General features: G+C 38.8%; 9 protein-coding genes and 1 pseudogene. 4 read left to right on the top strand and 6 right to left on the bottom strand.

Going from position 1 to position 12,759, the window contains the following annotated elements; genetic code table 11:
* The first annotated feature begins 102 nt into the window (after positions 1 to 102).
* Entirely contained in the window at positions 103 to 2,184 is a 2,082-nt protein-coding gene (gene ppk1 / locus EXE29_RS16470) for a polyphosphate kinase 1 (protein ID WP_120365061.1), read from the top strand.
* Positions 2,185 to 2,319: 135 nt separating this feature from the next.
* Here ppk1 and EXE29_RS16465 read toward each other — a convergent pair whose 3' ends face one another.
* The 5 genes from EXE29_RS16465 to rubA form a co-directional block, all read right to left on the bottom strand.
* Positions 2,320 to 2,961 carry a transcriptional regulator gene (locus EXE29_RS16465; protein ID WP_106985752.1) on the bottom strand — a complete coding sequence of 214 codons (642 nt, stop codon included), beginning with the start codon at positions 2,959 to 2,961 and terminating at the stop codon, positions 2,320 to 2,322.
* 1,096 nt (positions 2,962 to 4,057) lie between these two features.
* On the bottom strand, positions 4,058 to 4,963 hold the full coding sequence (oxyR, locus tag EXE29_RS16460; protein ID WP_106985751.1) for a LysR family transcriptional regulator OxyR: 906 nt from the start codon (positions 4,961 to 4,963) through the stop codon (positions 4,058 to 4,060).
* Between the two features lie 13 nt (positions 4,964 to 4,976).
* Positions 4,977 to 5,915 (bottom strand): esterase EstB, encoded by a 939-nt coding sequence (gene estB / locus EXE29_RS16455; RefSeq protein ID WP_120365062.1) that lies wholly within the window; start codon positions 5,913 to 5,915, stop codon positions 4,977 to 4,979.
* A 58-nt stretch (positions 5,916 to 5,973) separates the two neighbouring features.
* Entirely contained in the window at positions 5,974 to 7,155 is a 1,182-nt protein-coding gene (locus EXE29_RS16450; protein ID WP_120365063.1) for an FAD-dependent oxidoreductase, read from the bottom strand.
* A 76-nt stretch (positions 7,156 to 7,231) separates the two neighbouring features.
* Positions 7,232 to 7,396 carry a rubredoxin RubA gene (gene rubA, locus EXE29_RS16445; protein ID WP_068974687.1) on the bottom strand — a complete coding sequence of 55 codons (165 nt, stop codon included), beginning with the start codon at positions 7,394 to 7,396 and terminating at the stop codon, positions 7,232 to 7,234.
* Positions 7,397 to 7,937: 541 nt separating this feature from the next.
* Between rubA and EXE29_RS16440 the strand changes: the two genes are divergently transcribed.
* Positions 7,938 to 8,480, top strand: coding sequence for an adenine phosphoribosyltransferase (locus tag EXE29_RS16440; protein WP_106985748.1), 543 nt, complete (start codon positions 7,938 to 7,940; stop codon positions 8,478 to 8,480).
* A 154-nt stretch (positions 8,481 to 8,634) separates the two neighbouring features.
* On the opposite strand, the gene EXE29_RS16435 is transcribed toward EXE29_RS16440, so the two are convergent.
* Positions 8,635 to 9,141 (bottom strand): YqiA/YcfP family alpha/beta fold hydrolase, encoded by a 507-nt coding sequence (locus EXE29_RS16435; RefSeq protein WP_120365064.1) that lies wholly within the window; start codon positions 9,139 to 9,141, stop codon positions 8,635 to 8,637.
* A 493-nt stretch (positions 9,142 to 9,634) separates the two neighbouring features.
* Between EXE29_RS16435 and lysS the strand changes: the two genes are divergently transcribed.
* The gene (lysS, locus tag EXE29_RS16430; RefSeq protein WP_117008019.1) at positions 9,635 to 11,164 is read left to right on the top strand and encodes a lysine--tRNA ligase; all 1,530 of its coding nucleotides are present in this window, start codon (positions 9,635 to 9,637) and stop codon (positions 11,162 to 11,164) included.
* 300 nt (positions 11,165 to 11,464) lie between these two features.
* Positions 11,465 to 12,759: pseudogene (locus EXE29_RS16425) on the top strand (capsule assembly Wzi family protein); the annotation flags it as partial.

The raw sequence follows: 12,759 nt of genomic DNA, 5'->3' as shown, positions 1-12,759 counted from the left end.
ATATAAAAAAAGCCGAGTAAAATCGGCTTTTTTTATGAAATTGTCACAAATTTGAAGCATACTAAATATAGCCAGTGAATTAAGCATTTTAGTAGGGCAGATATGAATACGGCAGCGGATACAGCACTTGTAAAACCTGAATATACTTATAACGATCGCTACATTAACCGTGAGCTATCCATTTTAGATTTTCATTTGCGTGTATTGGAGCAAGCTGTTGATCCATTGCATCCTTTATTGGAGCGCATGAACTTTCTATTGATCTTCTCACGTAATCTCGATGAATTTTTTGAAATTCGTGTCGCGGGTATGATGGAGCAAATTGCTTTAGGTTTAGAGAGCCATACACCTGATGGTCTCACACCAAAGCAAGTTCTAGATCAAATTTCAAAAACAGCGCATGCAGCCATTGAGCGTCAATATCGTATTTTAAACGAAGAAATTTTGCCTAAACTACGCGAAGAAGACATTTGCTTCTTGCGTCGTGGAGAATTAACACCTGCACAATCTGCGTGGGTAAAAAAATATTTCCAAGAGCAAGTTGCACCTGTACTTACACCCATTAGCCTTGACCCAGCGCATCCATTTCCACGCTTAGTCAACAAAAGCTTAAACTTTATTGTGACCTTGGAAGGCAAAGATGCTTTTGGTCGTCAAATTGATTTGGCAGTTGTACCTGCGCCACGTTCATTGCCACGCGTAGTCCGTTTACCTGATGAGCTTACTGGTGGGAAAGAACATCATGTGATGCTTTCAGCAATTATTCATGAGCATGTTTCGGATTTATTCCCAGGCATGACGGCAACAGGTTGTTATCAATTCCGTGTAACACGTAATGCCGACTTAGCATTAAATGAAGATGTAGAAGATTTGGCGAAAGCTTTAAAAGGTGAACTTTCTTCGCGTCGCTTTGGTCGTGCTGTGCGTTTGGAAGTAACTGAAAACTGCCCAGAACACATTTACCAATATTTACTAGAAGAATTCGATTTAGAAGATGAACAACTTTACAAGGTCGATGGTCCAGTCAACCTCGCACGCTTACTTTCAAATTTTAAGCGCCCACATTTGCGTTATGAGTCACATACACCAGTAATTCCAAAGGTGCTGAAAAAGTCTGAAAATATTTTCAGTGCGATGCAGAAGCAAGACATTTTGCTTCATCATCCGTTTGAATCTTTTGCACCCGTAATTAACCTACTACGTGAGGCAGCACGCGATCCACAAGTGCTTGCAATCAAACAAACTTTATACCGTAGCGGTGCAGATTCTGAAATTGTACAAGTACTGGCAGAAGCAGCACGTAATGGTAAAGAAGTCACCGCAGTGATTGAGTTACGAGCACGCTTTGATGAAGAGTCAAATATTGCTGTGGCAAATGTTTTGCAAGAAGCAGGCGCGGTAGTCGTATATGGCATAGTGGGCTATAAAACCCATGCTAAAATGATTTTAGTGGTACGCCGTGAAAATAATAAATTAGTGCGCTATGTCCATTTGGGTACGGGTAACTACCATGCGGGGAATGCGCGTATTTATACCGACTATGGCTTACTCACCACCGACAAAGAATTGTGTGAAGATGTGCATCGTATCTTCCAAGAATTGACGGGTATGGGCAAGATGGCGAAGCTGAAAAAGCTTTTACATGCACCATTTACATTGCACGCACAATTGGTCAATTTTATTGATGATGAAATTGCCAATGCAAAAGCTGGTAAAGCTGCACAAATTATTGTGAAAGTGAATGCGCTGACCGAAGTACAGTTAATTAATAAATTATATGAGGCATCTCAAGCTGGAGTGCAAATTGATTTAATTATTCGTTCGATCTGTTGCTTACGCCCAGGCTTACCAGGCTTGTCTGAAAACATTCGTGTACGTTCAATTGTGGGGCGTTTCTTAGAACATACGCGTGTGTATTATTTTAGCAATAATGGCGATGCACGCATTTATGCATCGAGCGCAGATTGGATGGACCGTAACTTATTTAATCGTGTAGAAGCTTGTTTCCCAATTGAAGATGCAGCCTTAAAAAAACGTATCTATCAGCAAGGTTTGGTGAACTATTTAAAGGACAATCAACAAGCATGGTTATTGCAAGGTAATGGTGAGTGGGTACGTGTACAAGCCAATGAAACGGAAACGTTGCATAATGCACAGCGCGAGCTTTTAAATGCGATTAAATAAACGTGATTAAATCATTGTTGAGTGGTTTGAATAGATTAGCCTGATGCTTTGCATCAGGCTTTTTTATGCCATCGTTTTTCGTCTTATATAAAAAGGCAACAGGACAGACGATGTTTACGGTATGGCTATTGCCTTTTAGTGATAATACAAACTAACCTTCCGCAGGATTTGTTTAATCAGACTACTGACTTGAGCAGGAGAAAGTTGAAGTAGTGATGCGGTTTGTTCCAGCGTTTGTGTGTGTGCAAACTGCTGCAAAATTTGAATTTCAATTGGCGAATACGCGATAGCTGAAGTAGCAAGCGCAGTTGCATGTGTCTGCGCGATTTGAGTAGATGGGGTTAAGTGTGTATTAAGCAGATAACTTGCCAACTCAGGATGTAAAATAGCACCCCCACGTAAAATAATACGAATATGCTCAGCAAGTTGTTCAGATTCACTGGTATTGAGTAAATAAGCATTTGCCCCAAATTTGAGTGCCTGTAAGATTTCTTCACCCTGAATGGATGAATGTAAGCTGATCAAATGAGCTTCAGGATGGATTTTGCGTGTAGTTTGTAAAAAGACTAAATCTTCAAAATTTTCAACAGAGCATAAAATTAAATTTGGAAGATGTTGTTCAATCAGTTGCGTTGCAATGCTTAAATCTGCGCTATGCAAAATAAGATCTTCGGGATAGCCCAAGTTCACAAGTATTGTATGTATGTGTGTGTGCGGCATATTTGGATGTTGATGAATAATCAACACGGGTACCGGTAAACTTAGAATTGAAATCATTATATAGCTCTAAATATTTAAATAAAAATAACCGTAAATTAAAATCAGTATTTCAATGTTTTTATATTGAGTTACTGTGCCTTAAAAAAATGCAGTCGCATATACCTAGAAATGGTGATTTTAAGGGGAAGTTATAATTAAGTATTTGTAGAGCAATTGATATTTTCATTTTTTTAACGCTATGTTGGTTTTGGGTGTAAATGTTTTTGTTTATGTTACAAATATCTATTGCGGTTATTTTTATGTTATTTTTCATTGTAAATAATAAAATTTACTACATTGGGTTAAAATAAAAATAATATATACATTAAATGTGTGAGCGGTATATAAATGAGTTTTTTCTAAGTTTTTTTGAGCAGCGTGGGGCTGATCGGGTGGACTTAATGGTTCACTAAAATTTATCATTTGGCAAATTTTTAAAAACTCAGAAAGTGTGATTAATGTCACGTAAATTAATCAACTTTATGATATTAGACGATTATTTGTTATAAAAAATAATATTTCTTTGTAAAAATACCCAAAAATAGGGATAGGCAATTACAAACGCTAATCTTAATATAAACACATCTTCAAACTGATCTGGCTAGTGAGAAGATTTCTAAAGGAAGTAGATGATATTTCATTTATGTATTACCTTATTTAGGGCAACCATTTTGGATTGCCCTTTTCTTTTTTTTAATATTAAAAAATAAAATAGCGTTGCTTTAGGGGGAGTTTTAACCATTCTCAGCTAAGTGTTTTGCAGAAGAAAATGAAGTCTTTATCTTGCGATTATCAATGAAATATTTGCTTTAACATAACTGAATTGAAGTATATGTCCGTATATAACTAATTTGGTTTCATACTTCTCACGATGTTAATTCCCTGCGATGCTATTGAGCGAGTCGCGACTGAATACCAAGACAAAACTAAAAAAAACTGTATCTAGCTTATTCTTGCAATAGTTAGCAAAGGAGCTCAGTAGCGCCTAAGGTGGTGATCGTCTGCTTTGCATGGGTGGGAACAGGGCAATAAAAAACCTGAGCTTATTACACTTTCCCATATAGGGCGGATAATAAAACTCAGGCGATGCGCGAATACTTAGCTAAGTTTCAACTTAGTGTAAGTTCTGCGTAATTTTTTGCAAAATTTGAAGTAAAACGTCAAATTCACTTTGTAGCGGTGTACTTTTACGTGTAACCAATGCCAATGTACGGCTAGGACCAGCTTCAATTGGTTTTACAACCAAATCTGGGTTCGCTTTAATCATATTGGTATGCAGTGCAATTTCTGGCAACAAGGTGAAACCAAGATTAGCGGAGACCATTTCAACCAAAGTTGGTAATGAACTTGCTTTTAAGCGATGGTCATTTTTACGTTCACCAATTGGGCATGCGCTGAGTGCATGATCACGTAAGCAATGGCCTTCTTCTAAAAGCATTAAGCGAGAAAGGTCTAAATTATCTAAAGAGCTTGCATGCGCAGCATTTTGGTCGGCTTTGTGGTAAACCAAATATAGATTTTCTTTCGCAATTTCTGCAACTTTTAAGCTACGTGTATCGAAAGGCAGGGCAAGAACAACCATATCGAGGTTGCCATGCTCTAAACGTTCAACAATTTTTTCACTTTGCGCTTCATGCAAATGCAATTGAATTTTAGGCAATTGTTTATGCACTTCATCTAGCAATTGAGCAAGAATGAAAGGTGCAATGGTTGGAATAACCCCAAGGTGCAGATCACCAGTGAGCGGTTCGCTCATTTCACGGCTTAATCGCATTAAGTCTTGTGCATCGGCCAATAAAACACGAGCTCGACCAACAACTTGTTCACCAAGTGGTGTTAAACGTACATTTTGGCGGTCACGTTCTACCAGAACACCACCAAGAAGGCGCTCTAGTTCCATGATACCCCCAGAAAGGGTAGACTGAGTGACGAACGAACGGCGCGCAGCTTCTGTAAAATGCAGCGTTTCTGACAGCGTTACAAGATATGACAGCTGTCTTAGAGATGGTAATGCAGCCATAGTGTCCTAATGTTTATGATTTAAAGTGATCAGCAAATAACCCGCTAAGATATGGAATAAAATGCGGTGGGATATCATGCCCCATTCCATCAATTAATTCAAATTTTGCGCCAGAAATTGCTTTAGCAACTGCCTTACCATGGCTAGGGGGTAACAAGCGATCTTTAGAGCCATGAACCACCAGCGTCTTGTGATCGATTTGTTGATCTAGTTTAAGCAAGGAGCCTGTACATAATATTGCTAAAAACTGTTGAAGTACACCCGCTGGATAATAACTTCGTTGATATAACTTACGAGCGGTCTGAATTACTTCTAAATGATTGACATATCCAGGGGAGCCAATAATTTTAAAAACTTTCAGACTATGATTCACAATGCCTTCTTCATCTGAAGATTCAGGCTTACCAATTAAGCTAAAAAGTTGCTTTGGAAAGGGTGGGGGTAATAAAGGCTGGTTGTTACTGGTAAACATCAAGCCCAGTTTTTGTACTTTATCAGGGTGCTGTGCTGCTAATATTTGTGCAATCATGCCCCCCATAGATGCACCAATCACATGAACTTTGTCTAAGCCTAAACGTTCAATGAGCAGAGCTGCATCATTGGCCATATCATATAAATTATAGGGTGAGCCTTGATTGTCTAAACCCAGTGCGAATCGACCCATCAGTTTGAGTGTATTTAAGCGTGGGCCTTTGTTTCGAATTTTTGAGGATAAGCCGATATCGCGATTATCGTAACGGATAATGCGATAACCTTGATCAATCAAAGATTTGCAGAAAAAATCGGGCCAATACAACATTTGTGCGCCCAAACCCATAATCAATAATAGAGTGGGGTGTTCAGGATTGCCTCCAACTTCGACATGTAATTCAATGCCATTACCTAAATCCACTTTTGTTTCATGCATAAATGGTGTGTAAGGCGAAGGTTGGTATTGCAGGGCACTATTCATTTTTATTTTCCTGAAAAACTGAACGCTTCAATGCGTGAAGCGTTCATGTATTTAAACCTTAAACTGAAGCAGGAATCAAGTCAGGAACTAACTTGGTCAGACTAAGTCGTTGCTTGGCAGTCGTTGCGCCCAGCAATACAAAACCACGCAGTGTGCCCTCATTATCCAGTGCTTTAGATAGCATGCCATCTTCAAATTCTTCGGTTTCCCACTGAACTTCTACATTTAAAGGTGCAGGTAAAACAGTTAATGGCGCAGCTGGCGTTTTTACAGCAACTGGCATAGCAGGATAGTGCACAGCTGTTGTTTCACCATTTAAGGTTTTTGCTAATGCGCGAGCTTGTTGCATGATTGGCATGACATAAGGCAACAGCAAACCATTAACTTCTGCGCAGTCGCCTAAAGCATAAATGTTGGCTTGATTGGTTTCTAAGTGGCCATTGGTCACAATGCCACGGCTGGTCTGAATGTTCGCTTCTGCAGTCAATGCAAGATTCGGTTGTAAGCCAATTGCAGACAAGACCGCATCCGCTGTAAAGCTTTGACCATTTGCCAAAGCGACGCTATATGATCCATCGGCATTTTTGGCAACTTTTTCAACTGTAGTGCCTAAGACAAATTGAATCCCTGTAGATGACAGCTTGTCTTTAAAAGATTCCGCAACGTGTGTCGGCAACAAACGACCTAAAGGCAGTGGTGCTAAGTCTACAACCGTAACGTCATGGCCTGTATTTTGTAAATCGTTGGCAAATTCACAGCCAATTAAACCTGCGCCTAGAATCACTACACGTTTGTCTTGACGTTGATCTAAGCAGGCACGGAATGATTTGTACTCGCTTAAGCTGTTTACGGTATGAATGTCATCGCTACCATCACCAGCAATGGCTAAGCGAATGGCATGTGCCCCCACGGCAAGCACGAGCTGAGAATAGGCTTGAGTTGAAGCTTCACCTTGAGTATTTTCAAGTTGAATTTCCTGAACTGCCGTATCAATGTTTTTAACCCAAGTATGATTCACAATGCGCATATTGAGCTGTGTTGCCATTTTTTCAGCATCGCCAAGTGCAATTTGTTCGGGTGCTTTTTTGAGTGCAAATGCATTGGATAGGGTCGGTTTTGCATAATTGGCTGCATCGTCAGCACAAATCATAACCAGTTCTTGTTCTGTATTTAGCTTGCGAAATTCACGTGCAGCAGCATAACCAGCCATACCTGAACCAATAATGACAATTGGGTGCATACTCGACTCCAAAGAGATTTTATTTTATTAAAGACGTAAAAAAAGACCATAAGCTTATGGTCTTTTTAAAGATGTATCAGATCTCAACCATTTCAAAATCGGCTTTTGACACGCCACAGTCAGGGCAAGTCCAATCGTCTGGAATATCTTCCCATTTTGTACCTGCGACGATACCGTCTTGAGGCCAACCTTCTGCTTCGTCATAAATCCATCCACAAACGATGCATTGATACTTTTTCATTTGATTCTCCAAAAACCGACCGTATGTATAAACAGTCAGAAATACTCAATCTACTGCAAGACTCTAATAATTTGACTTTAAACAGCATAAACTTCGGTTAAATTTTTACGCAGTTCCGAGCATAAAGTAAAGTGCATAAGAGTTTAAACAGTGAAATTAAAAGCAGAATGTCAGCCGAGGACAGAAATTGTCATTAAACCCATCAGTCATCGTTTCAAGTTTTGTGTTTTTCTAACTTAGCAAGTCGTATAAATCATGCGATTGATCGCACTTTTATCGATCACCATCTTATATAGGATGTACTGGATTAAAACTTTGGCTTTTTAGACTAAAGCCGTGTATGAAAAAAGCTGATTATTCGTTAAATTATAATTAGAAGAATATATACTGAATATTTTTTAAATAAATGTTTTATTATAAAACAATAAGTTAGTTTGTTTTTGGGTGTTTTTGACTTGAGTTGAAATTGTATATTGACTATTCATTTTGTTGAATAAGCGTTAAAATTCACGCATTCCTTATTTATTTTTAAATTTCTCCTATGAGCAACTCGTCTACTGCATTGTGGTCACACATTCGTTCGGTCCAAGATTTTCCAAAACCTGGTATTTGCTTCTTCGATTTAACACCGTTGTTCTTAACACAAGTGGGTCCGTTGACGGATGCGCTCATCGCGAGTATTCCTGCAGAACAATTGGCAGCAGTAGATAGCTTTATTGCAGTAGAAGCACGTGGTTTTGTTTTAGCAAGCTTGTTGGCACAGCGTACTGGCAAGGGCCTTATCTTAGTACGTAAAGCTGGCAAGTTACCACCGCCAGTTGTTGGTGTGGGTTATAGCTTAGAATATGGTATGGACCGTTTAGAAATGTCTGCTGAAATTCAAGCGCAAAAAGTGATTATTGTGGATGATGTTTTGGCTACTGGTGGCACCTTAAAAGCGGTTAAACAGTTGGCTGAAAAATGTAATCACGAAATTTTAGGTGCGAGCATTTTCTTAGATCTTCCTGACTTACACCAAGATTTGGGTATGAAGATCTGGACAGTATTAGATGATAAATCTAAGCCTGAGGCAGATGCTGCTTAATGAAGTATTGATTTGAATCAGTCAATCAAAGCCTTGCTCATGCAAGGCTTTTTTTGGCCCAGCACAGAGTTTTGATGTATATGCCCAATCGTGTTGAACTATGCGTTTTTGCATAGCATAAAAAGGCCTTTTTATATCGCCTGAGCCAACAAGATTATTTTTGGCGCTGTGTCGTTTCAATTTGTTGAATGAGTGCATTAATACATTCAGGATGTGCTAGGCGATGGTGCCCACCTGTATATGTTTCAACTTGCATAAAATCTTCTAATTGGTGTTTAACTTCGTACATATCTAGAATTTCATCACCCAGCTCCAAATAAGCGAGTTGTGGAATATCATGGTCTAAATCGTAATCGCTAATCGCAGGGTAGTCATCACGGAAATTTGGCTTAAGACTTGGATTGGCGATAACACAGGGAATGTGATGAGCATGTGACATTTTTAAAGCCCAATAGCCCCCTAAACTATGTCCCACAATAATTTCAGGTTGAATTTTTTGAATAATATCGTGATAAAAGTCAGCCACTGTCCGAAAATTTAGGTTTCGGTAGTCGATATTGATGCAGTACTTTTGTTCGGCATCAATTGCATGGAATTTTGTAGATTCTTTTGAGGAATCAAGTCCATGCAAAAACAGAATTTTAGATACACAAGAAGTCATTTTTTTTGTTCGCACTGAATTTTTTTAAAATGTCTGGCAATTGAAAATAATGTAATTTTCAATCAATACGATTGACTTATTGTAGGGCTTAATCACAAAAAGATAATTTAGCTATTGGTCTAATCTACTAAGGGATAAGTCATAAGTAGATCATCTTTATCAATATTTTAGGTTGGCTTAACACTGAGTGAAATAGTGATGTACGCCAACAACTTGCTGAGCTAGTGAGATGTATGATGAAGAATTGATAAAAGGTTTATGGTTGCATTAGAGCGTTGTTTTAATGCGTAGGTGAAGAGGGTAAGTCAGCCTTTGGACTGTGCAATTACCGATAGTTGTAAAAGTTGGCTAAGGACTAAAAAAATGGCCATAGCAGCTTAAAAGTGCGGAGCAGAGTGAAAGCACATTGAAATTCACAGAGATTCTTCGAATTTTTCTCTATTTCTGCTATGCTATGCAACTTCTTATTTATTTGATCATATTCGAGGCAGAGATGACGCAAAATAACGCTCAATCGACTTCTGAACAACACATTTCCGAAAACGATTTAATTGCACAGCGTCATGCCAAGTTAAAGCAAATTGAAGAACAGGCAAAGGAAAAGGGTACAAGCCCTTGGCCAAATACGTTTAAACGTGAGCACTACGCACAAGACTTACAAGACCAATTTGCAGACGTATCGAAAGAAGATATCGAAGCGGGTGAAAAGGTGTATGTATCTGTAGCGGGTCGTGTAATGTTGAACCGTGGTTCATTCATTGTGATTCAAGATATGACAGGTCGTATCCAGTTATATGTTGCACGTAAAGAGCTTGCACCTGAAGTATTGGAAACAATCAAAGGTTTAGATCTTGGCGATATCATCGCAATTAAAGGTTATGTGGGTCGCTCTGGTAAAGGTGATCTTTATGTACATATCGAACATTTCGAATTATTAACAAAATCATTACGCCCACTTCCTGATAAGTTCCATGGTCTAACTGACACGGAAGTAAAGTATCGTAAGCGCTACTTAGACTTAATCGTAAACGAAGAAACACGTAAAACTTTTGAAATTCGTGCAAAAGTAGTGTCAGGTATTCGTGCATATTTAACCAATGAACGCTTCATGGAAGTTGAAACTCCAATGATGCATGTGATTCCAGGTGGTGCATCTGCACGTCCATTTGAAACACATCATAATGCATTGGATATGCCGCTATTCTTACGTATTGCACCTGAGCTTTATTTAAAGCGTTTGGTTGTTGGTGGTTTTGAACGTGTATTCGAAATTAACCGTAACTTCCGTAACGAAGGTGTTTCTACACGTCATAACCCTGAATTCACTATGATTGAATTCTATCAAGCTTATGCAGATTATAAAGACTTGATGGAACTCACTGAAAAAATGCTTGAGAAACTGGCAATCGACATTTTAGGTTCTACAGATGTTCCTTATGGCGAAGAAGTGTATAGCTTCAAAGGTCCATACAAAAAAATCTCGATGTTTGATGCGATTCTTGAACACAACCCAAGCTTTACTGCTGAAAATGTCGCTGACCGTGAATTCCTTGCAAACTTTGTTCGTGAAGAACTTAAAGAACAAGTAAAACCTGGTTTTGGTTTAGGCAAACTTCAAACGATTGTATTTGAAGAAACTGTTGAAACTCAATTACGTCAACCGACTTTCATTACTGAATATCCTGCGGAAACTTCTCCATTGGCTCGTCGTAACGATGACAACCCGCATATCACAGACCGTTTTGAATTCTTCATTGGTGGTCGTGAACTTGCAAATGGTTTCTCAGAGTTAAATGACCCAATTGACCAAGCAGAACGCTTCCAAGCACAAGTTGCTGAAAAAGATGCAGGTGATGATGAAGCGATGCATTACGATGCAGATTTCGTTGAAGCATTAGAATATGGTTTGCCTCCTACAGCTGGCCAAGGTATTGGTATTGACCGTTTAGTCATGCTGTTTGCGAATGCACCAAGTATTCGTGATGTGATTTTGTTCCCACACATGCGTCATAAAAATGCTTAAGTGATAAAAACTGAGTGTTAAAAAAACCCGCTTTATAGCGGGTTTTTTTATGCAAGCAGTTTTAAAAAAAATTGTGTTGTTTTTTATTGGTGATTAAACAAAATTGAAAAAATCATAAAAAGAATAGTTTAATCATGTTTTTAAATATATCTGTTGGTTATTTTATTGTAAATATTCTTTAAGAAATGATTATTTTTCACGAGAATAATTTAAGAATTAAGGTTGAATTAAGTATTAGAATTTAAGAGAGAAGGTTTGAAAATTGTAAATAAGCGCTCTTTGTCATTTTGGCTGTTGAGTATGTGTGTAGCACCTGTTTGGGCGCAAGGCTTGGTTTTAAATGATGAATCAGTACATCGACTTGGCCCTTAAGTGGAGATGAGGTGCAGCGTGCTTTAGCGTCTGCCAAAGTGAGTACTGTTGCACAGCAAAAAGTGATTCAATCGATCAAAAGTCAATTGACTGCAAACAATACATTATTAAAAGCGGAAGTGTTTGCTGAGTCAGATCAAAAAAATATCCCACAAAACTTTGATGATCATCAAAAAGCTCAGTTTCAAGCGGCTGTAGAATTGAATGCTGGTAGTCAAAATTGGGATGCACGTTTACGTGTAAATGCTGAAACAAACCGTCAATGTTGAAGGTTCATATCTTGCAGGCAAACTTTGGAATCAATGGTTGATTGCAGGTCAGATCCTAACTTACTGGGGGCCAGGGCATGACGGTAGTTTGATCCGTGGTGATGCAAGTCGGCCTGTTTATGGTTTTACTGCGCAGCGTGCCACACAAAGTGCTTTTGACAGCAAGTGGTTGTCATGGGTTGGGCCTTGGCAATATCAAGTTTTTGCTGGACGTTTAGATGATTATCGCGCTATTCCAGATACTAATTTAATTGGTATGCGTTTAACAGCACAACCATTGCCTTATCTAGAGTTTGGTGCATCTAGAACGCTTCAGATTGGGGGTAAAGGTCAGCCTAAGTCATTTAATGCGTACTGGAATGCAATTATTGGTAAAGATAATGACTGTACTGATGGTAATTGTGTAAATGATAAAAATGCATCTAATCAGATTGCTGGTTTTGATGGTCGTTTAAATTTACAGAAGCTGATGAATGTGCCGATGAGTCTGTATAGTCAATATGTTGGTGAAGATGAGTCTGGCTTACTGCCAGCGAAAAAAATGTATCTTGCAGGTGCTGATTATTCTTCATCAATGAAGGATATGCCTTATCAGCTTTATGCAGAGTGGGCTGATACGCGTACTAATGGTGATGCTCGAGGTATTTCATATAATCATCATAATTATAAGGATGGCTACTACCAACATGGTTTCCCATTGGGTCATGCCATGGGTGGTGATGGTCAAATGGTATCTACTGGTGGTAGTGTGACGATTAATTCAGCCAATCGTGTGAATGGACGTGTGTTATTTGCCAAACTTACTGGCAGTGAACGAGGTGCAAAAAATAATTTAGCTTTCCCAGAAAAGGATGAAGTTAATGCACTTGATTTAACTTGGACGCATCAGCTACGTACTGATATTCCTGTCAAATTGAATGGTTGGCTCAGTGATTCTGATCGTCGTGGTACAGA

The organism is Acinetobacter sp. WCHAc060006 (assembly GCF_004209135.1).
Lineage (GTDB): Bacteria > Pseudomonadota > Gammaproteobacteria > Pseudomonadales > Moraxellaceae > Acinetobacter > Acinetobacter cumulans.
Note: the sequence above shows the minus strand (reverse complement) of the source record. Positions and strands in the feature narration are given on the sequence as shown.